Raw genomic sequence first — 23762 nt, forward strand, 5'->3', positions numbered from 1 at the left:
CGGAAGTGAAGGCGTCCCCTGCCGGGTGTGCAAAAAAGTAAGGGCCGGACTGCCGGCCGGATCCGAAAGTCGGACCTAGCCATTGTACGCAGACCAGCCATGTGTTTGTGGCCACGGCGGCGGCCGGAACCGCCGCCGTGAGCACCCTCAGGTCATCAATCCTCGAGGTCGACCTCGCGTACCACGTCAGCGCCGATTCCGGCCTTGATGGCGTCCAGCACCTGCTGCGGAACGGAGCTGTCGATGGTCAGCAAGGCCAGCACCTGGCCGCCCTCGTCCTGCCGCGCAACCTGCATTCCTGCGATGTTGATGTTGTTCATGCCAAGGATGTGGCCGATGGTTCCGATCACGCCGGGGCGGTCCGAGTAGGCAACCACCACGAGGTGTTCGCTGATCGGGATCTCCACCTCGAAGCCGTTGATCCCCACCAGCTTTTGGATCTGCTTGGGCCCGGTCAGGGTTCCGGCGACGGAAATCTGGCTGCCGTCGCTCAGGGCGCCGCGCAGGGTCAGGACGTTGCGGTACGACTCGGTTTCCGGCGTGGTGATCAGCCGGACGTTGATGCCGCGCTGCTCGGCGATAACGGGGGCGTTGACGTAGGAGACCTGTTCGGTCACAACGTCGGCGAAGATGCCCTTGAGGGCCGCGAGTTCAAGGACCTTGACGTCGAGGGACGAGATTTCCCCGGCGACCTCGACGTCGAACTGGGTGAGGGAGGCGTGTGTCATCGCGGTGAAGATCCGGCCCAGCTTTTCGATCAGGGCGATGCCCGGGCGGACGTCGGGGGCGATCACGCCGCCGGCGACGTTTACCGCGTCGGGAACCAGTTCCCCGGCCAGGGCCAGCCGGACCGACCTGGCGACCGACACTCCGGCCTTTTCCTGCGCCTCGTCGGTGGACGCGCCCAGGTGCGGGGTGACCACCACGTTGTCGAGTCTGAAGAACGGCAGGCCGGTGCTGGGTTCGGTGACAAAAACGTCGACGCCGGCGCCGGCGATTTCGCCGGACTCCAGTGCTGCGTAGAGCTCTTCCTCGTCAACAAGACCGCCGCGGGCGACGTTGACGACGTACGCGGTGCTCTTCATCTTCTTGAAGGCCTCGGCACCGAGCATACCGACCGTTTCCGGGGTCTTGGGCATGTGGATGGTGATGAAGTCCGACTGCGCAAGGAGTTCGTCCAGTGTCACCAGCTGCACACCAAGCTGGGCGGCGCGGGCCGAGGTCACGTAGGGATCGTAGGCGAGGATCTTGGTGTCGAAGCCCTTGAGGCGGGCGGCGACCAAGGCGCCGATCCGGCCCAGGCCGATGATGCCGATCTTCTTCTCAAAGAGTTCGATGCCGGTGTACTTGGAGCGCTTCCACTCCCCGGCCTTGAGTGCGGCACTGGCCTGCGGGATGTGCCGGGCGAGGCTCAGGATGTGCCCGACGGTGAGCTCCGCGGCGGAGACGATGTTTGAGGTGGGTGCGTTCACTACCATCACGCCGGCCCGGGTGGCGGCCTTGATGTCGACGTTGTCGAGTCCCACGCCGGCGCGGGCGATCACCTTGAGGTTCTTCGCGGCGGCGATGGCTTCGGCGTCCAGCCGGGTGGCCGAGCGGACCAGGATCGCGTCGACGTCGACGATCGCAGAGAGCAGCTGGGAACGGTCGGCGCCGTCGGTCTGCCGGATCTCGAAGTCCGGGCCCAGGGCCTCGATCGTGGCGGGCGAAAGTTCCTCAGCGAGGAGTACTACAGGTTTGGTGCTTGTCACCGGTGACCTCTTTAGCTCTCTTGTATTCAGGTGGGGATTTTGGTGAATCGGGTGAATCTGTACAGCAAGGAAGCCGGACCCCAGAAATGGTGTCCGGCTCCCCTGCCGGTCAGTGCCTAGCGGGCCACTGAGCCTTCGGTGTAGTCGTCCTCGTTCTTGATCCAGGAGAACAGTTTGCGCAGTTCCCGGCCGGTGGCCTCGATCGGGTGGTCCTCGCCCTTCTTGCGCAACGCCTTGAACTCCGGGGCTCCGGCGTCCTGGTCGTCGATGAAACGCTTGGCGAAGGTGCCGTCCTGGATGTCCGCCAGGACAGCCTTCATGTTTTCCTTCACATCCGGGGTGATCACCCGCGGGCCGGAAACGTAGTCACCGTACTCAGCGGTGTCGGAGACGCTCCAGCGCTGCTTGGCGATGCCGCCTTCAACCATCAGGTCCACGATCAGCTTGAGCTCGTGCAGCACCTCGAAGTAGGCGACCTCCGGCTTGTAACCTGCCTCGGTGAGAACCTCGAAGCCGTACTGGACCAGCTGCGAGGCCCCGCCGCAGAGAACGGCCTGCTCGCCGAAGAGGTCCGTTTCGGTCTCTTCGGTGAAGGTCGTCTCGATGACGCCGGCGCGGGTGCCGCCAATGGCCTTCGCGTAGGAGAGTGCCAGTTCCTTGGCTTTGCCGGACGGGTTCTGCTCGACGGCGATCAGGTCCGGCACGCCGCGGCCGGCTTCGAACTCGCGGCGGACGATGTGGCCCGGGCCCTTGGGGGCAACGAGGGCGACGTCGACGTCGGCCGGGGGCTTGATGTAGCCGTAGCGGATGTTGAAGCCGTGGCCGAAGAACAGTGCGTCTCCGGGCTGCAGGTTCGGAGCGATGTCCTCGGCGTAGACGTGGCGCTGGACCTGGTCCGGGGTGAGGACCATAATGAGGTCGGCTTCGGCAACGGCCTCGGCGACGTTCAGTACACGCAGGCCCTCGGCCTCGGCCTTGGCGCGGGACGCCGAGCCTTCCTTGAGGCCGACGCGGACGTCAACACCGGAATCGCGCAGGCTGAGGGCGTGGGCGTGGCCCTGGGAGCCGTAACCGATCACGGCGACGGTGCGGCCCTGGATGATCGACAGGTCGGCGTCGTCGTCGTAGAACATTTCAGTCACTGGGGTGTCTCCTTTTGAGTGGAATCTAGGGTGGTGCTTGTCGGTGGAACATCTTGAAATCTGGTGGTGCTGCGGCATAGCCTGTCCGCGGCCCGGGGCGGGCCGCGGGGTGTGTTTTGCGCGGGGCCTTACGCGCTGCGCAGTGCCCTGTCGCTCATGGAGCGGGATCCCCGCCCCACGGCGAGGGTGCCGGACTGCACGATTTCCCGGATGCCAAATGGCTCAAGCACCGAAAGCAGTGCGGCGAGCTTTTCGGGGTGGCCCGTAGCCTCAATGACTACCGACTCCGTAGAGACGTCGACCACTGATGCGCGGAACAGGTCGGCAGCCTGGGTGACCTGCAGCCGGTTTGCGGCATCCGCCCGTACCTTGACCAGGATGTGGTCGCGCTGTACGGAGGATTCGGCGGTGAGCTCAACGATCTTGATCACGTTGACCAGCTTGTTGAGCTGTTTGGTGATCTGTTCGATCAGCTCGCCGTCGGCGTCGACGACGACGGTCATCCGGGACATCCCCCGGACTTCCGTCGGCCCGACAGCCAGGGAGTTGATGTTGAAGGCCCGACGGGCGAAGAGGCTGGCGACGCGGGTTAGGACACCCGGCTTGTCTTCGACCAGAACGGACAGTGTGTGGCGGGTCATGTTCAGTCCTCCTCTTCCCATTCCGGGGTCATGTTGCGGGCAACCTGGATCTGGTCATTGCTGACTCCGGCAGGGACCATCGGCCAGACCATGGAGTTGGGGCTCACCACGAAGTCAATGACCACCGGGCGGTCGTTGATCGCAAGGGCCTTCTGGATGGTGGCGTCGATGTCCTCGTCGCGGTCACAGCGGAAGGACGCACAGCCGTAGGCATCCGCCAGCTTGACAAAGTCCGGGATCCGGATGGTGCCGTGGCCGGTATTGAGGTCGGTGTTCGAGTAGCGCCCCTCGTAGAACAGGGTCTGCCACTGCCGCACCATGCCCAGCGAGGAGTTGTTGATGATGGCCACCTTGATCGGGATGTTGTTGATCGCGCAGGTGGCCAGTTCCTGGTTCGTCATCTGGAAGCAGCCATCCCCGTCGATGGCCCACACCACACGGTCCGGGTTGCCCACTTTCGCACCCATGGCGGCCGGTACGGCGTAGCCCATGGTGCCGGCACCGCCGGAGTTCAGCCAGGCGTGCGGACGCTCGTATTTGATGAACTGCGAGGCCCACATCTGGTGCTGGCCGACGCCGGCCACGTAGATGCCTTCGGGCCCGGTCAGGGCACCGATCCGTTCGATCACGCGCTGGGGTGCGCTGAGGCCGTCGTCGGGTTCGGTCCAGCCCAGCGGGTAGGTTTCCTTGAGGTTGTTCAGGAAAGCCCACCAGTTGGTGTAGTCCGGGGCTCCGGAGGCGGCGAACACGGCGCGCAGGGCATCGCTGAGTTCGGGGATGATCTCCTTGACCGACCCCACGATCGGCACATCCGCCGTGCGGTTTTTGGAGATTTCGGCCGGATCGATGTCCGCGTGGATGACCTTGGCGTTTGGCGCGAAGGACTTCAACACACCGGTGACCCGGTCGTCGAAGCGTGCCCCCAGCGTGATGAGCAGGTCCGACTGCTGCAGGGCGGTCACGGCGGAGACCGTTCCGTGCATACCCGGCATACCGACATGCTGCGGGTGCGAGTCCGGGAAAACGCCGCGTGCCATCAGGGTGGTAACCACGGGGGCACCGGAGAGTTCGGCGAGCTCCAGCAGTTCCGCCGAGGCGTGCGCCTTGACCACACCGCCGCCTACATAGAGCACGGGCTTGCTGGCCGCCGCGATCAGCCGGGCGGCTTCGCGGACCTGTTTGCTGTGGCCCCGGAGCACCGGGTGGTAGCCAGGCAGGTCGATCTTGGGCGGCCAGGAGAAGGTCATCTGCCCCTGCTGGGCGTCCTTGGCAACATCGACCAGCACGGGACCGGGGCGGCCGGTCGAAGCCAGGTGGAAGGCTTCGGCCATCACGTGCGGGATGTCGTTGGGGTCGGTCACCAGGAAGGAGTGCTTGGTGATCGGCATGGTGATGCCAACGATGTCAGCTTCCTGGAAGGCGTCGGTGCCGATGACCCCGCTGGAAACCTGGCCGGTGATGGCCACCATCGGCACGGAGTCCATGTGGGCGTCCATGATGGCGGTAACGAGGTTGGTGGCACCCGGACCCGAGGTGGCGATGCAAACGCCAACCCGTCCGGTAACCATGGCGTAGCCTTGCGCGGCGTGGCCGGCTCCCTGTTCGTGACGGACCAGAATGTGGTTCATTCTTGAAGCCATCAAGGGGTCATAGGTGGGCAGGATCGCGCCACCGGGCAAACCAAAAATATCGTCCACGCCGAGTTCTTCGAGCGAGCGGACAATTGCTTGTGAACCGGTCATCACCGTCGGGGGTACGACGTTGTTCGGTCCAAGGACAGGAGAGACAGCAGCAGTGTCGACGCCGGCGTCGGCCGGGCGTTCGACGCGTTCCGGAGCCTTGGTGGCTCCAGCGGACTTAGCGGCCATCAGCGAGGGGCTGATCGGCGATCCTTTGCTCATCGGACTCTTCCTTAGTGGATCTTCGGTTGGATCTTCGGTGATCTGGTGGTGCGGAAACAAAAAAACCCCTCAGCCGGATGGCTCTTCGAGGGGTTCGCGCGTGACGGTTCGTTACCAGTGAAGGCTATGGAGCCACGCGCTTGGTAAGGACGACGACACCTGCAGCGGCGCCAGCGGTAACGAATGCGATCATGCATTCAGTTTTCCCTCTGAGTGAGACACGTGTCAACGAGTCCGGGCACTGTCTCACCATGTGGACATCGTTGTCCACCTGCTGAACACCCTCCCAACTGACTCGCAGCTAAGTACCGTTTTGAGCGTCCAAAACGACCTCAGCTGCGAGCTAGTTGGGTTCAGGTGTTCAACGTGCTTGCTACCCGCAGTACGCACCCGTGGAGGCGCTGTGCACGAGCTTGGCGTACTTGGCCAGCACGCCCTTGGTGAACTTGGCCGGGAGGGGCTCCCAACCCACCTTGCGGGCTTCGAGCTCGGCTTCGTCCACCAGCAGGTCGAAGCTGCGGGCCGCAATGTCAACGCGGATCCGGTCGCCGTCATTGACGAAGGCGATGGGGCCGCCGTCGGCGGCCTCCGGGGCGACGTGGCCAATGCAGAGTCCCGTTGTTCCGCCGGAAAAGCGTCCGTCGGTCAGCAGCAATACGTCCTTGCCAAGGCCCGCGCCCTTGATGGCACCGGTGATCGCGAGCATTTCGCGCATGCCCGGTCCTCCCTTGGGGCCCTCGTAGCGGATAACAACAACGTCCCCGGCCTGGATCTGGCCCTTGTCGAGCGCGTCCAGGGCCCCCTGCTCGCGCTCGAAAACGCGGGCGGTGCCCTCGAAGACGTCGGCATCGAAGCCCGCGCTTTTCACGACGGCGCCTTCGGGAGCCATCGTGCCGTGCAGGATCGTAATGCCGCCGGTTTTGTGGATGGGGTTGTCCATGGCCCGGAGGATCTTCCCATCCAGGTCCGGCGGGTTGATCTCGGCAAGGTTCTCCGCGACGGTCTTGCCAGTGACGGTAAGGCAGTCCCCATGGAGCAGGCCGGCATCGAGCAGCGCGCGCATGATGACCGGCACACCACCGATCTTGTCGACGTCGGTCATCACGTAGCGGCCGAACGGCTTCAGGTCACCCAGGTGCGGGATCCTATCGCCGATGCGGTTGAAGTCCTCCAGCGAGAGCTCCACTTCGGCCTCGCGGGCGATCGCGAGCAGGTGCAGCACGGCGTTGGTGGATCCGCCGAAGGCCATGGTGACGGCAATGGCGTTCTCGAAAGCCTTTTTGGTCAAGATGTCCCGCGCGGTGATGCCCAGCCGGAGGAGCTCGACGACGGCCTCGCCGGACTTGCGTGCAAAGGCGTCGCGGCGGCGGTCGGCCGAGGGCGGTGCTGCCGAGCCGGGCAGGGACATGCCCAGCGCTTCGCCGATGCAGGCCATGGTGTTGGCGGTGTACATCCCGCCGCAGGCACCTTCGCCCGGGCAGATGGCCTTTTCGATGCGGGTCAGGTCTTCCATGCTCATCTTGCCGGCGGCGCAGGCGCCGACGGCTTCGAACGCGTCGATCAGGGTGACTTCCTTTTCGGAGCCGTCCTCCAGCTTGACCCAGCCGGGCATGATGGAGCCTGCGTAGAGGAAGACGGCGGCGAGGTCCAGGCGGGCGGCAGCCATCAGCATGCCGGGCAGTGACTTGTCGCAGCCTGCAAGCAGGACTGAGCCGTCGATTCGTTCGGCCTGCATCACGGTTTCCACGGAGTCGGCGATGACTTCGCGGGACACCAGCGAGAAGTGCATCCCCTCGTGCCCCATCGAGATGCCGTCCGAGACGGAGATGGTGCCGAACTGCATCGGGAATCCGCCACCGGCGTGAACACCCTCCTTAACGGCTGAGGCGAGCCTGTTCAGCGACAGGTTGCAGGGAGTGATTTCGTTCCAGGAGCTCGCGACGCCGATCTGGGGCTTGGCGAAGTCGTCGTCGCCCATCCCGACCGCGCGGAACATACCGCGCGCAGGGGCGGCGTGAATCCCGTCGGTGACGACCCGGCTGCGGGGCTTGATATCCGGCTTGGTGGCTGTTGCTGTTTGGGTGTCCTCACTCATGGGTCAAAGTCTAGGGCTCAGCCGCCGCGCCCAACGACCCGAAAGAGCGCATTAAGCCTAAAAACAGGAATATTGCGACCAAATAATGGACCGCTGTCTCATTATGCGGATACTCGGGACATGGCGCATCAGTTGAGGTGAGCGGCGTCACGCAGCTCCGGGGCCGCGGCGACTGACTGCGCCTCGGCCTGGAGCATGGTGAGCACCTGCCGGATGGTGGTCCGGACAGCAACGTCGGGACGCGCGAGGGCAACGATGCTGCGGCTGGCTTTGACCCCCTCCAGCGGACGCAGAACGAAGCCCCTGCCCTGGTTCTTCAGCGCCGTGTAACGCGGCAGCAGGCTCAGCCCGTGCCCGGCGCTGACCAGGGCCTCAAGGACCCGCAGGTCGGGGAAGAGCTGGGCGCGGTCGGCGGGGGAATCGGCCTGCACTTCGATCTGGCGGAGGACAGTATCGAAAGGGAACCCCTCCGGCACTCCCATCCAGGGGAAGCCGATAACGTCTTCCGCCCGCAGCGTCGCCTTGCCTGCGAGCGCATGGCCCTCGGGGATGGCAACGTCGAGGGGTTCCTCCAGCAGCGGCACCACTGTCAGGCCCAGCCGGGCAAAAACATCCGGACCATCGACGCTGTGCGCCAGCACAATGTCATAGTCGGCTGTCAGCCCCGCAAACCCGGCCACGTTGGGATCCTCGAAATGGGCTTGGAAGCGGAGCCCGTCGATGGCTTTTACCCGGTGCAGGAGACCCGGGAGGAACATCTCGGCGGCGCTTGGAAAGAATGCTGCCTTGACGTGCGTTTGCCAGCCGCGCCGGTAGGTGTCGATGGTGGCTTCGGCCCGGGCGAGGGCCGTTGATACCTCTGCAGCTGCCCCCGCCATCGCGAGGCCGGCCTCCGTGAGGCGCACTCCCCGGCCCGACTTCTCGACCAGGACCACGCCCAGCTCCTCCTGCAGGGTCTTGAGCTGCTGCGAGACGGCAGAGGGTGTCACCTTCATCGCCTCGGCCGTGGCTCCGACAGTGCCGCGGTCGGCGAGCTCACGGAGAATACGCAGTCTCTTGAAATCCATGAAAAGAGGCTACAGGCCGGCGGCTTGGCGGGTGGACAGCCGCCTCAGGGCCGACGTACCGTCAAGCAACGGCAACCTTGCCTTATGGACAGAAAGGCTCTGCTATGGATTGGATTATCTGGCTTGTTGTCATTGCAGTTATTGTCGCGATCGTCTGGTGGCTGCTTGGCCGCAACAGCTCGCGCGGCAAGTCCGGCGCCACCGTCAATGCGCCCGCCAGCAATGCGCCCGCCACCGCAACGCCGGCTGCAGCCTCCAACGAGGGCGACGCAGCCGCCGGGTCGAAAGCAGCGGAGCCCGCTCCGGCTTCCCCCAAGCCGGCGCTGCCGGACCTGCCCGCAGCTGCCGCCGAAACAGTCCCGGCCGAGCAGGGCGCGGATTGGGAAACCCAATGGTCAGAGACACCGCCGGCCGAGCCGCACAGCATGGTGCACCCGGACGCAGCCGGAGGTGCCAGGTCCGAGCACCTGGCCGCGCAGGCTTCGGCTGTCGCCGAGAGCCTGCCCGTGCACCACCCTGAATACACCCAACCCCACGCGCCTACCCTCCCCGGCGCCGAGTCGGCCGCGGCGGAAGCAACTGAATCGGCGGAACCGGCGGAGGCAACTGAGGCAAGCGTCGAGGCAGCTGAGGCAACTGAGGCAAGCGTCGAGGCAGCCGAGGCACACACCGTGCCGGCGCCAGCGGCAGTGCCGCCTGCGCAGTCAACGGCCGGTTCCCCTGCTGCCGAGGCCAGCACCCTAACTGCCGCGGCCGACACCGGCATTTCTGCGGCCGACACCCGCCAGTCGGCAGCATCTTCGGCCGCCTCGGAAACCGCTGCCGGCCATGGCGCCGAACCAGCCGGCCATCTCGCTGTCGATCAGCCCTATGGCGAGGGATCGGCAGCGCCGGCTCCGGACGGCAGCGGCCCGGAGGGCTTCACGGTTAAGGGCAACGCCTCGTCGATGGTCTATCACGACGAGACCAGCCCGTCCTTCGAGGAGACCGTCGCCGAGGTCTGGTTCCTGTCCCCGGCGCACGCCGAAGCGGCCGGTTTCCGAGCTCCGCGACGGACTCGGCACTAGCGAGCTCCGGGCACGTGAGAAGCAGGGAACCGGCCCAGGGGCACAGATGACGGCGATCGGCGTGTGGCGGGACGCACTCCTGTACGCTCACCCCGCTCCGCCGGCCGCCCGCCCACGGCATGGATGGCATCGGGCGGCCTTGGCTGCGGGCGTCGCGGTCCTGCTGAGCGGCTGCACGCCCGGCCACAGTGGTCCTACCGCTCCCGCGGGCACGGTTCCCCTGTCCAGCTCCAGCCTGCCGGCCGGCAGCGGCCCGGCAGGGCCCCTGCCCACAACGGACCAGCCGACGGTTGCCGGACAGCTCAACGCCGAGCTCCGGCTGCCGTGGTCCACGGTCTTCCTGCCGGACGGAACCGCCGTCATTTCCGAACGGGACACTGCCCTGCTGCGGACCATCGCGCCCGGGGCCGGAAACGGGCCGGCCGGCACGCTGGGTAAAGTGCCCGACGTCGTACCCGGCGGCGAAGGCGGGCTGCTGGGCCTGGCTGTGTCACCGGACTTCGCGAGGGACCGGTACCTCTACGCCTACTTCACCGCCGAAAGTGACAACCGGATCGCCAGGCTGCGAATTGAGGGCAACACCGGAGCCCTGCGGCTGGGTGTCCCGGAAGTCATTTTCACCGGAATTCCCAAGGCCAGCACACACAACGGTGGCCGGATCCGGTTCGGACCGGACGGCCAGCTGTACGTCGGCACCGGCGATTCGCAGCGCCGCGGCCAGCCGCAGGACCCGAAGGCCCTCGGAGGCAAGATTCTGCGCATCACGCCCGACGGACGACCGGCCCCGGGTAATCCCTTCGACGGCAACCCGGTGTACAGCCTCGGCCACCGCAACGTCCAGGGACTCGACTGGGACAGCTCCGGCCGGCTATGGGCGAGCGAATTCGGCCCGGATGTCGACGACGAACTTAACCTGATTGTGCCCGGCGGCAACTACGGCTGGCCGGAGGTCACCGGCTCCCCGCACCGTGCCGGCTTCCTGGACGCGAAGGTGGTGTGGCCCTCGACGGCGGATTCGTCTCCCAGCGGGCTCGAAATCGTCGGCGAGACGGCTTATCTGGGCGCGTTGCGGGGGCAACGGGTGTGGGCGGTGCCGCTGAACGGTGAGTTCGCCGGCGACCCTGTGAGCTATTTCACGGGGATGTACGGGAGGATCAGGGACGTCGCCCTGGCTCCGGACGGCCGCCTCTGGGTGCTCAGCAACAATAAAAACCCCGACTTTGTGCTGGTTTTGGCGCTGCCAGTTTAGCCCCGGGACGCACCACACCAGCCGATTTCACACCCTGCCCAAAGTCGTGTAGAGTTTCATGTCGTTGCGGAGAACAACGCGGGAACAAAAACCCCGCAATGAACACCAACAACAGCTGCACCTCTAGCTCAACTGGCAGAGCAATTGACTCTTAATCAATGGGTTCCGGGTTCGAGTCCCGGGGGGTGCACCACCGAGAAAACCCCGTTCTAACTGGCCAAAAGCCGTTAGGGCGGGGTTTTCTTTTGCCCGACTTGGCCCCCGGGGATCAGCTCAGGGGCAAAACCCGGCAATACTGGGAACCTGGCCCTAACCGTTGTCCCAACGACGCCGTTTCCGGCCCGCACAGACCGCCGCGATGTTCGTCCGACCCGCCCGGGCCGGGACGATCACGGGGCGTCCGTCCCTGGTCCCGACCGAAAGCAGTCCCGTGCAGAACTTCCGCCCGCTCGCAGTGACCCTGGCCGGCATCGCCTTTGCCGTCTCCGGCTGTTCAACCGCGGCTCCCCCGCCCGGAACTGCGGTATCCACTACCGGCGAGGCAGCCACACCGGGGTCCCCCGCCGCCGCGGCAGCAGCCACCGGCTGGGAGCTGGAGAGAAAGGGCAGCGCCGATCGGATCAACGCATCGGGCTTGGAAGTGCTGAACGCCGAAGGTGCGGCCGAGCATTTCCACGCCCACCTGGATATTTATGTGGACGGCAAGCCCGTTACGATCCCCGCGGACATCGGTTTCAGCTTCAGCGCTGACGGCAAACCGGACGGCATCTCGTCCCTGCACACCCATGACGAGTCCGGCATCATCCACATTGAGGCACCGGTCGCCGGCGAAACCTACCGGCTCAGCCAGCTGCTTGCCGAATGGGGCGTCTTGGACGGCACCGACCAGACCCCGGGGTCCGCCCATTCGGCTATCGCCGACTGGTCAGTCACCGTAAACGGCACCAAGCAGGAAGCCCCCGTCCAAGCCGTCGTCCTGAAAGCCCACGACGAAATCGTCCTCCACCACGGTGTGGCGCCGTCACCTATGCCGGCGGCGTTCACCTTCCCGGACGGGGTCTAAAGCAGGCTGCCCGGCGGACCGCTACCAGCCAGCCGCCCGCATTTGTGGATTTGACCGCTCTTGGCGGCGTTCCGGGATCGTGTGGTGTCGCCTTAGCCGCGTTCGGCGATCGCCTTCACGGCCCGCACGAGGCTATCCCACATGCCTTGGGAATGGGCTGCTGCTTCAGGACTGTCGTTGTTGTCCTGGGTGAGCGTGAGCCGGGTTGAGCCAGCGGCTCCCTCCAGCGTCCACGTGAGTGTGTGGTAGTTCGCCGGAACGTCGGCTTGGCCGGTCAGCGGGCTGAAATGCGTTGTGACCAAACTGCGGCCGGGCTTCAGTTCGAGAATCTCGCCCCTGTCTTCGTAGTCTTTGCCCTGCCAGGTTCCGCGCCAGCGGATCGGTCCGCCCACCGTCCAGCCGGTCACAACATCCGTGCCGAACATAAATTCTTTGATCGCCGCGGGATCTGTGATCACGGACCAGACCCGCTCCGGCGTGGCACCGATCGTGATCGTCGACGTGGCGACGTAGCTCTCGTCCATAACACGCAGTCTATGCGCGTGCCGCAGCGGCCCAGCGGACCGAGCAGGCTCCCTTAACTGAAGGCACCGGAACTTTCCCGCCGGATTGCGGGCATTTGAAAGTGGATTGGCAGCGTCAACTGGACCGGCGACGCGCCCACGGGCTCGTCAAGCAGCTCGTTGATCGAGGTCTGCCCGTCCAGCTCCGCCATCGGGTGTGCATCCATCCCTTGAGCCTACGGCGGCGGGCACCAGCGCCGCCGAGGGACACGGCGCCGTGGAGGCAGGGTCCCGCAAAAACACGGTCCCGTAAAACACGGGCTCGTAAAACACGGGCCCTGGTTAGCGGGCGGGTTCGCTCTTTGTGACCGGCGCGCCGGAGGGTTGGCGGGCGGACGTAGCCCCAAGGGGCACGTGCGGATCGCAGTCCTCGCAAAACACCGCTGCGGCAAAGTCACCGCAGCATTGGCAGCGATGTTCCAAGGACCTGGCTTCGAGGACGTAGCTTCTCATGGGCCCATGCTCCCCTAAAGCTGCCCGTTGGAAACCAGTAGTGTGTACTCGTTTCCAGTCTGGACTACCCGGTCGGCGGCATGGCGGTGCGGCCGCGGAGAGTGCCGCCGGGGCCCCGGTTCGCTAGTTGGCTTCGACCGGCAGGCTCGGGTCCGCTGCGGTGACGATTGCCTTCGCGTCGGTCGAGGAAATCTTGGTCGCCAGTTCGGTGACGACGGCCCGGAGCTCCTGGCGCAACACGTCGGGGTCGATGGAGGCGGAAGCGAGCACTGAACGTTCCATGTCCGCGGCCTCGAAAACGGCCTGGCGCCCTCGGTCCGTCAACGACACGACGTGGCTGCGGCGGTCTGAGGCACTGCGCTCCCGCGAGATGTGCCCGTGAGCTTCCAGCCGGCTAAGTGTCTTTCCCATGGTCTGCGCCTGGACACGCACCAATTGGGCAAGTTGGGCCTGCGTCATGGGTCCGTTGACAGCGAGCACTTCCATGGCGATGACCCCGGCGTGGGTCAAGCCAATGGCCCCCAGTTTCTCGTTCCAGGAGTGTTCGACAAGGCGTGCTGCCGTGGACAATAGGCGGCCCGTGGGCCAGCGATCCATATCAGGCATACCCAAGAGTATAGCGATCGCAGGATTCGGTGCCCGCACCAACGCTCACTAGGCTGGAATTTCGCCACCCGGCGACCACCCTGAGAAGGAGCACAACATGCCTGAACGACTCGTCCCCGGTGACCCGGCACCAAACTTCACTTTGACGAATTCGGCAGGGGTGGACGTCTCGCTTGCAGACTTCCGCGGCCGCAGCACCGTCGTCTACTTCTACCCGGCCGCCGCCACCCCCGGATGCACAAAGCAGGCGTGCGATTTCCGGGATTCCCTGGCTTCCCTGCAGCAGGCCGGCTATGAGGTGGTGGGTATTTCCCTGGACCCCGTGGCCAAGCTCGCCACGTTCGCAGCCGCGGAAGGACTGAGCTTCCCTTTGCTGTCTGACCCGGGCCACAGCGTTGCCGAGGCCTACGCGGCCTGGGGCGAGAAAAAGAACTACGGGAAGACGTACCAAGGACTCATCCGGTCCACGGTCGTCATCGATCCCGACGGAAAGGTCATTCTCGCCCAGTACAACGTCCGGGCCACCGGGCATGTGGCAAAGCTCCGCCGGGACCTCAACGTCAACGACTAGTCAGGCTTAATAGGGCAGAAAGTGTGTCCGGCGGAAGACCGGTCGCCGCACGGCACGGCGCGAAATGTACAATGGAGCCTGGCATCCGCCACCGACTTGCCTCTGGCATGACGGGCGACGGAGCCGAGCGCGAGTGGTGAAATTGGCAGACACGCAGGATTTAGGTTCCTGTGCCTTCGGGCGTGGGGGTTCAAATCCCCCCTTGCGCACACACTGCAAAAGAGCCCCGGTCCGCGGACCGGGGCTCTTTTTTTGTCACCCATCCCGGCCCGCCGGTACCGCGTGCGCCCCGGCCGGCGCCGCCCGAATCCGCTCAAACGGTGCCCTTCCGGCGAGCCAAAAAGAATTGTGATTCCGCACCCATCCACCTCCTCCGACCCCGCGAATACCCATTGAGACACCAACCAAGGGGCGGTGCCCACGACCTCGGAGAAGGACCAGCACGGCAAAGTCCGCCGCTGGCAAGGATCGGTACAACACAGGAGAATCCGAAATGCAGACCATCAAGCGCACAACACTTTCCGTGGCAGGCATCGCGGCTGCAGCCCTGCTCAGCCTCACTGCCTGCGGCGGCACCACCACCGCCGCACCCAGCTCCTCGGCCCCGGAGTCCAGCCCGTCGAAATCGAGCATGGCACCGTCGCCATCCGCCAGCTCGGCAGCAGCCATGGATCCGGCAGCCGACCTCGTCGGAAGCGGCTGTGCCGCCTACGCCGCCCAGGTTCCCGACGGCGCCGGCTCCGTGTCCGGAATGGCCCTGGACCCGGTAGCGGTCGCAGCGTCGAACAACCCGATCCTGACCACCCTGACCGCTGCGGTATCCGGCAAGCTCAACCCGAAGGTCGATCTGGTCGATACCCTCAATGGCGGCGAATTCACCGTCTTCGCACCGACTGATGATGCCTTCAAGAAGATCGATGCCGCCACGATCGAAACCCTGAAGACGGACGATGCCTTGCTCAGCAAGATCCTGACCTACCACGTCGTCCAGGGCAAGATCAGCCCGGACAAGATCGTCGGCACGCACAAGACGGTCCAGGGCGGTTCCGTCACGGTCACCGGCGCCAAGGACGCCCTTAAGGTTGACGAGGCCAACGTCGTCTGCGGCGGCGTTATGACCGCCAACGCCACGGTCTACATGATCGACTCGGTCCTGATGCCCAAGTAGGCACCACTGAACGCTCCTGCTGCGGCTCCAGCCTGACTCCCTGGACCAACTAGGAGAAATAGAGGCCCGCACCGAACGGTGCGGGCCTCTTTTTGTGGACCCAGTGCAGCCGGCCGACCCCGCCTGCACGTTTCAGAGGGATCGTCCGGGCCGGTCAACTAGAATGGGCCTGTTCCGCAGCCGGCGGTCCATCCAGTCTCCAGAGGTGATCTCCGAGTGCCCAGAAGTACAGCGCCCCGCCGTGCCCCGCGACCCAGCAATGCCAGCGGAACGCGGGCCGGTGACGCACGGACCAAAGCAGTGCGACGCCTTGCAGCAGGCTTCGGCGCCGTGCTCCTGATGCTGCCCGTGGCCGCCTGCACGGCGGTTCCCGGACCGGGACCGGGCACCGCTTCGGCGAGTTCGGCCGAGCCCGGCCCCAGTGCCGTATTCACTTTCGGCACCGGGTCGCAGCCGCTTGGCCTTGACCCTGCCGTTGTTTCCGACATTGAGTCGTACAGGATTACGCGCCAGGTCCTGGAGGGGCTCGTGGGAGTGGACCAGACCACGGGAGCGCCAACGCCGCTGCTCGCCACCGAATGGAAGACAAGCGATGACGGCCGCGCCTACACGTTTAAGCTTCGCGAGCAGGTGTCCTTCCAGGACGGGACCGCGTTCGACGCCGCAGCCGTGTGCAAGAACTTCGACCGCTGGTTCAACTTTTCCGCCCCGCTGCGCGCACTGGCCCCGGGAACGACGTTCAAGGGCGTCTTTAAAGCCCACGCCGACCAGGCGTCACTCTCGATCTACAAGGGCTGCACCGCGCTGGCCCCGGACAACGTGCGGATCGATCTGACCCAAGCGTTCACCGGGTTCCTGCAGGCCCTCACGCTGCCCGCCTTCGCCATGTCCTCGCCGCAGGCGCTGACGGCCCAACAGGCCGATGAGCTGAACCGGAGCCAGGAGGGCCAGCCGGTTTCCGCCTACGGGCTCCATCCGGTGGGTACCGGCCCCTACGTTTTTAGGTCCTGGGACGAAAACAGCATCACCCTGGCCAGCAATAAGGACTACTGGGGGGACAAGGGCCAGATCGCCACCATCAACTTCGTCACTTACGACCACGCCCAGGCCCGGATGCAGGCCCTGTTCGATGGCAAGATCGACGCCTATGACGCCGTCACCGTCGGCAACTTCGATCAGCTCGTGAAACGCGGCGAACAGATCATCCAGCGGGATCCTTTCTCCGTTATGTACCTGGGCATGAACCAGGAAGTGCCGATCCTGCAGAACCTGAAGGTCCGCCAGGCCATCGAAATGGCGCTGGACAAGGACACCCTGATCCGCCGGTTCTTCATTGACAACACCGCGCAGGCGACGCAGTTTGTCCCGCCGAAGCTCAGCGGCTTCAACAACAATGCTCCGGCGCTGGGCCACAATCCGGAAAAAGCCAAGGAGCTGCTCAAGGAGGCCGGCTACCAGGGCGAGGAACTGAAGTTCTACTATCCGCTAAACGTCACCCGGCCCTACCTGCCGACGCCGGAGAAGGTCTACGCCGAAATCAGCAAGCAGCTGACCGCCGTCGGGTTGAACATCAAGCCGGTGCCGGTCGAGTGGTCGGAGGGATACCTGCAAAAGGTCACCTCCCCCGGCGACCATGCCCTCCACCTGCTGGGCTGGAACGGCTCCTACTCCGATCCGGACAACTTCGTGGGGCCGCTCTTTGGCGAAAACACCGGCGAGTTCGGCTACCAGGACCCGCAGGTCTTTTCCAAGATCGCCCGGGCGCGCGGCCTGCCCGACGGCAAGGAACGGACCGAGCAATACCAGACCATCAACGCGCAGATCGCCGCCTCGGTCCCAGCAGTACCGATTGCCTTCCCGATCTCTGCGCTGGCCCTTTCCGACCGTGTGCTGAAGTACCCGGCGTCTCCGGTCCTCAATGAAGTTTTCACAAAGGTGGAGCTAAAGCCTTGACGGGTGGGGCCAATTTCAGTATGAGCCGGGTGCGGGGATATTCTGTGACAGCCAGACCCGCTGCTATCGGAGACTGATTGTGACTTTCATTTCCAAGACCCAACATGCCGACGTCGTCCTGATTGGCGGCGGCATCATGAGCGCCACGCTCGGTGCTTTCCTGAAGCAGCTCGAGCCGAACTGGACCATATCCCTGTTCGAGAAGCTGGACGAGCCGGGCCTGGAAAGCTCCGACCCGTGGAACAACGCCGGCACCGGACACGCCGCACTGTGTGAGCTCAACTACTCACCGGCAGCCAAAGACGGCTCGGTGAACCCGGCAAAGGCCCTGCTTATCAACGAGCAGTTCCAGCTGTCCCGCCAGTTCTGGTCCCACCTCGTCACAGAGGGCTTGATCGGCTCCCCCAAAGGGTTCATCAACACCGTTCCGCACATGAGCTTTGTGATCGGTGAGGAGAACACGAAGTTTCTGCGCACCCGCTATGAAGCCCTCAAACCGAACCCGCTGTTCCGCTCCATGGAGTACTCCGAGGACCACGCCCAGATCGCCAAATGGGCGCCGCTGATCGTCAAGGGCCGCGACCCGCAGCAGCGGATCGCCGCGACCCGCGCCGCGGAAGGGACCGACGTCGACTTCGGTGCCCTGACCCGGGAGCTGACGGGCTACCTCGGGAACAACGGCGTCGAGGTCAACTACGGCCACAACGTCACCGGCATCCAGCGCGCCTCCGGCGGCGGCTGGGACCTCGCGCTTAAGCACCCCAAGTCCGGCGAACACGGTTCCATCCACGCCAAGTTCGTCTTCGTGGGCGCCGGCGGCGGGGCCCTGCATCTGCTGCAGGCCTCCGGCATCCCGGAGAGCAAGGGGTACGGCGGCTTCCCGGTTTCCGGACAGTTCTTCCGCTGCACCGACGAGACGCTGGCAGCCCAGCACAGCGCCAAGGTCTACGGCCAGGCATCCGTCGGTGCTCCGCCCATGTCCGTTCCACACCTGGATACCCGCTACGTTGCCGGCAAGCGCTCCCTGCTCTTCGGGCCCTACGCCGGATTCTCCACGAACTTCCTGAAGAACGGCTCGTACCTGGATTTGCCGCTGTCGATCCGGCCTTCGAACATCATTCCGATGCTGGCCGTGGCCAAGGACAACATGGACCTCACCGCGTACCTGGTCAAGGAAGTCGCCAAGCGCCACGGCGCCAAGGTCGAGGCCCTGCGTGAGTACTACCCTGCCGCGCAGGACGGTGACTGGGAACTCATTACCGCCGGCCAGCGTGTACAGATCATCAAGAAGGATCCGAAGAAGGGCGGTGTGCTGCAGTTCGGCACCGAAGTCATCGCGGGCCGCGACGGTTCCATCGGGGCCCTGCTCGGCGCCTCCCCGGGCGCGTCGACGGCGGTCCCGATCATGATCGAACTGCTGCAGAAGTCCTTCCCGAAGCAGTTCAGGGGCTGGCAGCCCAGGTTCAAGGAGATGATGCCCGGCTATGGCGTCAAGCTCAACGAGAACCCGGACCTCGCCGCCCAGCTCGAGGGAGCTACGGCCAAGACACTGCAGCTGGATCAGGTCGACGCGCGCAACTGACACCCGCTCCGGGTTGCGGCAGCTTTGATCACCGTGAAGTACGTCCGTCGACCCACCAGGAGACCATAAGATGTTTCGGCTCGCAAAGCTGTCGCTGGCCAACCGGGCCCTGATCGCGCTGATCACCGTGTTCGCGTCCGTCTTCGGCGTGATCACGATGTCCTCGCTCAAGCAGGAACTCATCCCGTCCATCGAGTTCCCGCAGATCACGGTCATCACCTCGATGCCGGGCGCCTCGCCCGAAGTCGTGGACAAACAGGTCAGCAGCCCGCTGGAGACGGCGCTGAACGGCGTCGAAGGCCTGGAATCGACGTCGTCCACCTCGCGCAACGGCTTCTCCCAGATCAGCATGGTTTTCACCTATGGTTCGAACCTGGACCGGGCCCGGAACCAGATCGACCGTGCGATCTCCAACGCCAAGCGGGCGCTGCCTGCCGACGTTCAGCCGCAGGCAATCGCCGGCAGCATCAGCGATTTCCCGATTGTGTTCCTGGCGGTCTCCTCCGACAAGCCGCTCAGCGAGCTGAACTCCGATCTGGCCCGGCTCACCGTCCCGCGGCTGCAGAAGCTCGACGGCGTCCGCGGCGCCGAGGTGACCGGCGGCGCCACAGAGCACATTAAGATCCTCCCCCGCCCGGACGCCATGGCGGCCTCCGGGGCAAGCATCCAATCCATCAGTGCGGCGCTGAAGAACAACGGGGCCCTCGTCCCCGCCGGGAGTATCGAGGAACAAGGGAAAACCTTGGCCCTGCAGATCGGCAGCCCGGTCGACTCGATTGAGGCAATCAAGGCACTGCCCCTGGGCGGCACCAAGAACGCCGCGACCATCGGCAGCGTCGCGGACGTCAGCATCGCTGAGGACGCCCGCACCTCGATCACGCGGACCAACGGCAAGGAGACTCTTGCGCTGTCGGTCACCAAAACACCAGAAGGCGACACCGTCGCAATCTCGCATGCGGTGAAGGACGCTATCCCCCAGCTCGAGGCCGAGCTCGGCTCCGGCGCCCGGTTCACCCCGATCTTCGACCAGGCGCCGTTCATCGAAAAGTCGATCAAGGACCTGACCACGGAGGGCCTGCTGGGCTTGGGCTTCGCCGTTGCGGTGATCCTGCTGTTCCTGATGTCCGTCCGGGCCACTTTGGTCACGGCCGTATCCATCCCGCTGTCCCTGCTGATCACCTTCATCGGACTGTCGGCTACCGGGTACTCGCTGAACATCCTGACCCTTGGTGCGCTCACCATCGCGATCGGCCGTGTTGTGGACGACTCCATTGTGGTGATCGAGAACATCAAACGACACCTCAGCTACGGCGAAGCGAAGATCACGGCAATCCAGACCTCCATCCGTGAAGTGGCCGGCGCCATTACGGCGTCAACGCTCACCACAGTGGCCGTCTTTTTGCCGATTGCCTTTGTGGCCGGCCTGGCCGGCGAGCTGTTCCGGCCCTTCGCGCTGACGGTGACCATCGCACTGCTGTCCTCCCTGCTGGTCTCGTTGACGATCGTTCCGGTGCTGGCCTACTGGTTCCTGCGTAATCCCGCGAACAGCCCGGGCGGCGCCCGGGACGCCAGCGCCCGTGAGATCGCGGCGAAAGCCCAACAAGCGGAACAGCGGTCCGTACTGCAGCGCGGCTACCTCCCGGTCCTGGGCAAAACTCAAAAGCACCCGGTGGTGACCGTGATCGCGGCGCTGCTGGTCCTCGGCGGCACCGCTGCCATGACCCCGCTGCTGGCAACCGACCTGCTGGGAAACTCGGGCGAAAACAGCATGACCGTCCGGCAGGCGCTGCCTGCCGGCACCAGCCTGTCCGAGGCCAACGCCGCGGCCGTCAAGGTCGAGGAAGTGCTGCGCGGAATCGACGGGGTCAAGGATGTCCAGGTGACCACCGGCAACGCCCAAACGGGTTTCTCCGCGCTGCTCTCCGCCGGCGCCTCGAACTCCAGCTTCACCGTGGTGACCGAGGACAAGGCCAACCAGGGCAAGCTCCAGGAAACCGTCCGTAACGATCTGGCCGGGATTCCGAATTCCGGCAAGATCACCGTGGGCTCACAGCAAGGCGGTTTTGGTACGTCCTCCACCGTCGACATCACGCTGAAGGCGGCGACGACCGCCGACCTTCGGACCGCGAGCCAGGCCATGGTCACGGCGATGGAAGGCGTTCCGGGCTCCTCCGAGGTGGCCACCAACCTGGCCGCCAGCCAGCCGGTCGTCCAGGTGAAGGTGGACCGTGCCAAAACCGTCGCCGCAGGGTTGACCGAAGAACAGGTAGCCGGGGTCCTGGCCTCCACGATCAGCCCTATTCCGGCCGGAACCGTCCGCATCGATACCAACGACTTCCCAGTCCGCATCGGTGAAGGCACTCGCTTCACCAGCATCGAGGCCGTCCGGCAAACCCTGCTCCCGACGGCGGCAGGTCCCGTACCGCTGGCCAGCATCGCCAACGTGGAGCAGGTGGACGTCCCCGTCTCCATTACCGCCAGCAACGGCCAGCGGACCGCGCGCGTGTCCGTCACGCCGTCGGGCGCCAACCTCGGAGCTGTCAGCACGGAGGTGCAGGTGCGGCTCAAGACCGTGCAGCTGCCGCCCGGCGTCACAGCGGAGATCGGCGGAGCCACGACCCAGCAGGCGGAGTCCTTCGGTCAGCTTGGCCTCGCCCTGCTGGCGGCCATCGCCATTGTCTACGTCATTATGGTCGCCGCGTTCAAGTCGCTGATCCAGCCGCTGATCCTGCTCGTCTCCGTCCCCTTCGCAGCCACCGGAGCCATCGGCCTGCTGCTCATCACCGGCGTGCCGCTGGGCCTGCCGGCGCTGATCGGTATGTTGATGCTGGTCGGAATCGTCGTGACGAACGCGATTGTGCTGATCGACCTCATCAACCAGTACCGCGAGCCAAAAAACGGTGAGCCGGGGATGAGCGTGGCGGAAGCCATCACACACGGCGCCCGCCAGCGCCTGCGTCCGATCCTGATGACCGCCCTCGCCACCGTGTTCGCGTTGACGCCGATGGCTTTGGGCCTGACCGGCGGCGGCGGCTTTATCTCGCAGCCGCTCGCCATTGTGGTGATCGGCGGCCTGGTCTCCTCCACCGCCCTGACCCTGGTCCTGGTACCGGTGCTGTACCGCCTCGTGGAGGGCCGGCGTGAGCGCAAGGCCCTGGCCCGGACTACCCCCGGCTCGGACGCCGGCACGGACGCCGGCACGGACGCCGGCCCGGCACATGGCCGCCGGGCCGCTCCCGGGGCCGGCCCCGACGAGTCCCCGGCTGACACAGCCGGCGGCCCGCGGCTCCCCTCCACCGCCCATTAGCTGGTCCTCGGCCGCCTGCTGCTAGCTGCGTGCCGGGTCCGAGAACGCCAGCCTCGGCACCAGGACCAGGGCCGCGGCCGCGGCCAGTCCCGTTACGCCGCAGACCGTCCACACCGTGAGATAGCCGGCCAGGGGTGCCGCCGTTGCTGCCGCGGCGGCCCCGGTCTCGCCCAGGACGTGGCTGAGCAGGGCGATGCCAAAGACCGCCGAGGCGAAGGCACCGCCAATTGTTTTGGTGGTGTTGGTCAAACCGGTCGCCATGGCGGTGCGATTGAGCGGAGCGGCGGCGGCCGCGGCCGAAGGCAGCGCCGCCACAAGCGCTCCGGACCCGACGCCGGCAATGGCCATGTTGACCAGGGTCTCGGCCAGGCTGGCATGAAACGGCAGGAACAGCAGATATCCCCCGCCGACCAGGGCAGCCGCCCAGACAAGCGTCCAGCGCGGAGTCAGGCGGCGGGTCACCAGCGGATAGAGCAGCGCACCGACCAGCAGGGCGAGGACATAGACGCCGATGATGATGGAGACCTGGCCCGCCCGCAGCCCCAGCCCGTAGCCGTGGACGGCCGGGTCGGTCCGGGCGAAGGTGGACAACGGCGCTTGCGCACCCAGCACCGAGACGCCGAACAGGCCCGCGGTCAGCTGGACCGGCCACATGGACTTGGCACGCAGCATCCGAATGTCCACCAGCGGGTCCTCCCGGCCCAGCTCGAAGCGCGTGAACGGGATAAAAACGAAAATCCCGGCCGCGACGAGCGCCCACGGCCACCACGCGCCGGGGCCGTTCAGGCGCATAAAGGTCAGCCCGGACATGATCAGCAGGAGCCCGACGGCCAGAAAGGCGAAGCCGTGCGTGTCTACGCTGCCACCGCTGCGTGCAGCCGACTCGGGTACACCGAAGCGGATAGCGAACCAGCATGCGGACACCGCCACAGCTGGCAACATCAGCACAAGTTGCAGCTGGCCGGCGAAGGCCTCCACCAGCGCACCAGCGGCGAGGGCGCCGGCGATCACACCGAATTCCAGCGCGCCGACCAGGAGCCCGGCCGCGCGCCGGGTGCGGGCGGCGCCGTCGGGCAGCCGGTGCACCCGGCTGAAGATCAACGCGATCTCCAGCGGCAGCCACACTACGTAGAAGCCCTGCAGGGACCAGGCCGCCAGGAAGGTCCAGAAGTCCGGGGCGAACGCCACACCCCAGGACGCCGCGGCCGTCAGCACTGTGGCGACGAGCAGGACTTTCCGGTGCCCGGCCAGGTCACCAAGTTTGGCCAGCACCGGGACCGCCAGCGCGCTGACGATCAGCTGCGCGGCCTCGAACCAGTTGACGTCTCCGTCGCGGATGTTCAGGTGCCGGGCGATGTCGGTGAGGATGGGGGTGTAGTAGCCCTGCAGGATTCCGCTGGTGAGCTCCACCAGGCACAGAAACGCAATGACACGGCGCATGGCTGCCTTCCGTCCGGGCTGAACCCCTGTTGCCCAGCTGGTTGCTTGCATCCTAGGCCCGTGGTGTGGCCGCGGGCGGCAAACCCGGCGGGCGCCGGCGGGGAATATTCGGACACGGCGGGTGTTGTACCCTGCGATAGATG

General features: G+C 65.6%; 18 protein-coding genes and 2 tRNA genes. 10 read left to right on the forward strand and 10 right to left on the reverse strand.

Annotated elements, in window-relative coordinates; translation table 11 throughout:
* Positions 1-155: 155 nt before the first annotated feature.
* The 6 genes from serA to ABIB49_RS15535 form a co-directional block, all read right to left on the reverse strand.
* Positions 156-1751, reverse strand: a complete 1596-nt coding sequence (gene serA / locus ABIB49_RS15510; RefSeq protein ID WP_354157328.1) for a phosphoglycerate dehydrogenase — start codon at positions 1749-1751, stop codon at positions 156-158.
* Between the two features lie 116 nt (positions 1752-1867).
* Entirely contained in the window at positions 1868-2893 is a 1026-nt protein-coding gene (gene ilvC / locus ABIB49_RS15515) for a ketol-acid reductoisomerase (protein WP_226776219.1), read from the reverse strand.
* A gap of 128 nt (positions 2894-3021) precedes the next feature.
* A complete protein-coding gene (gene ilvN / locus ABIB49_RS15520; protein WP_226776220.1) occupies positions 3022-3534 on the reverse strand; it encodes an acetolactate synthase small subunit in 513 nt (170 codons plus the stop codon).
* A 2-nt stretch (positions 3535-3536) separates the two neighbouring features.
* Complete coding sequence (locus ABIB49_RS15525) at positions 3537-5435, reverse strand: acetolactate synthase large subunit (RefSeq protein ID WP_354157329.1); 1899 nt, start codon at positions 5433-5435, stop codon at positions 3537-3539.
* A gap of 373 nt (positions 5436-5808) precedes the next feature.
* Entirely contained in the window at positions 5809-7530 is a 1722-nt protein-coding gene (gene ilvD, locus ABIB49_RS15530) for a dihydroxy-acid dehydratase (protein WP_226776222.1), read from the reverse strand.
* 128 nt (positions 7531-7658) lie between these two features.
* The gene (locus ABIB49_RS15535) at positions 7659-8597 is read right to left on the reverse strand and encodes a LysR family transcriptional regulator (protein ID WP_226776223.1); all 939 of its coding nucleotides are present in this window, start codon (positions 8595-8597) and stop codon (positions 7659-7661) included.
* Between the two features lie 104 nt (positions 8598-8701).
* Between ABIB49_RS15535 and ABIB49_RS15540 the strand changes: the two genes are divergently transcribed.
* The 4 genes from ABIB49_RS15540 (at position 8702) to ABIB49_RS15555 (ending at position 11976) form a co-directional block, all read left to right on the forward strand.
* Positions 8702-9664, forward strand: a complete 963-nt coding sequence (locus ABIB49_RS15540) for a sunset domain-containing protein (protein WP_354157330.1) — start codon at positions 8702-8704, stop codon at positions 9662-9664.
* 46 nt (positions 9665-9710) lie between these two features.
* Positions 9711-10913: a PQQ-dependent sugar dehydrogenase gene (locus tag ABIB49_RS15545; protein WP_282360384.1), complete on the forward strand. Its 1203-nt coding sequence runs from the start codon at positions 9711-9713 to the stop codon at positions 10911-10913.
* A 117-nt stretch (positions 10914-11030) separates the two neighbouring features.
* Positions 11031-11106: transfer RNA gene (locus ABIB49_RS15550), tRNA-Lys, on the forward strand.
* A 165-nt stretch (positions 11107-11271) separates the two neighbouring features.
* Complete coding sequence (locus ABIB49_RS15555) at positions 11272-11976, forward strand: hypothetical protein (RefSeq protein WP_282360385.1); 705 nt, start codon at positions 11272-11274, stop codon at positions 11974-11976.
* A 92-nt stretch (positions 11977-12068) separates the two neighbouring features.
* Here the strand turns inward: ABIB49_RS15555 and ABIB49_RS15560 are convergent, their stop codons facing one another.
* The 3 genes from ABIB49_RS15560 to ABIB49_RS15570 all read right to left on the reverse strand — a co-directional run bounded on the left by ABIB49_RS15560 (position 12069) and on the right by ABIB49_RS15570 (position 13589).
* Positions 12069-12500 carry an SRPBCC domain-containing protein gene (locus tag ABIB49_RS15560; RefSeq protein ID WP_226776225.1) on the reverse strand — a complete coding sequence of 144 codons (432 nt, stop codon included), beginning with the start codon at positions 12498-12500 and terminating at the stop codon, positions 12069-12071.
* A 53-nt stretch (positions 12501-12553) separates the two neighbouring features.
* Positions 12554-12706: a hypothetical protein gene (locus tag ABIB49_RS15565; RefSeq protein ID WP_226776226.1), complete on the reverse strand. Its 153-nt coding sequence runs from the start codon at positions 12704-12706 to the stop codon at positions 12554-12556.
* Positions 12707-13115: 409 nt separating this feature from the next.
* Positions 13116-13589: a MarR family winged helix-turn-helix transcriptional regulator gene (locus ABIB49_RS15570; protein ID WP_226776244.1), complete on the reverse strand. Its 474-nt coding sequence runs from the start codon at positions 13587-13589 to the stop codon at positions 13116-13118.
* Positions 13590-13695: 106 nt separating this feature from the next.
* On the opposite strand from ABIB49_RS15570, the gene bcp reads away from it, so the two are divergent.
* From bcp to ABIB49_RS15600, 6 genes are all read left to right on the forward strand, one after another.
* Positions 13696-14169: a thioredoxin-dependent thiol peroxidase gene (bcp, locus tag ABIB49_RS15575; RefSeq protein WP_354157331.1), complete on the forward strand. Its 474-nt coding sequence runs from the start codon at positions 13696-13698 to the stop codon at positions 14167-14169.
* Positions 14170-14296: 127 nt separating this feature from the next.
* A tRNA-Leu gene (locus ABIB49_RS15580) sits at positions 14297-14378 on the forward strand.
* Positions 14379-14662: 284 nt separating this feature from the next.
* Positions 14663-15337, forward strand: coding sequence for a fasciclin domain-containing protein (locus tag ABIB49_RS15585; RefSeq protein WP_226776228.1), 675 nt, complete (start codon positions 14663-14665; stop codon positions 15335-15337).
* A gap of 339 nt (positions 15338-15676) precedes the next feature.
* Positions 15677-17290: an ABC transporter substrate-binding protein gene (locus ABIB49_RS15590; protein ID WP_226776245.1), complete on the forward strand. Its 1614-nt coding sequence runs from the start codon at positions 15677-15679 to the stop codon at positions 17288-17290.
* 79 nt (positions 17291-17369) lie between these two features.
* The gene (locus ABIB49_RS15595) at positions 17370-18872 is read left to right on the forward strand and encodes a malate:quinone oxidoreductase (protein WP_354157332.1); all 1503 of its coding nucleotides are present in this window, start codon (positions 17370-17372) and stop codon (positions 18870-18872) included.
* Between the two features lie 70 nt (positions 18873-18942).
* Positions 18943-22179, forward strand: a complete 3237-nt coding sequence (locus ABIB49_RS15600; RefSeq protein ID WP_226776230.1) for an efflux RND transporter permease subunit — start codon at positions 18943-18945, stop codon at positions 22177-22179.
* 21 nt (positions 22180-22200) lie between these two features.
* Here ABIB49_RS15600 and ABIB49_RS15605 read toward each other — a convergent pair whose 3' ends face one another.
* Positions 22201-23619 carry an MFS transporter gene (locus ABIB49_RS15605; protein ID WP_226776231.1) on the reverse strand — a complete coding sequence of 473 codons (1419 nt, stop codon included), beginning with the start codon at positions 23617-23619 and terminating at the stop codon, positions 22201-22203.
* Between the last annotated feature and the right edge of the window lie 143 nt (positions 23620-23762).

Origin of the sequence: Arthrobacter sp. UYCu512, assembly GCF_040547075.1 — a bacterium.
Lineage (GTDB): Bacteria > Actinomycetota > Actinomycetes > Actinomycetales > Micrococcaceae > Arthrobacter.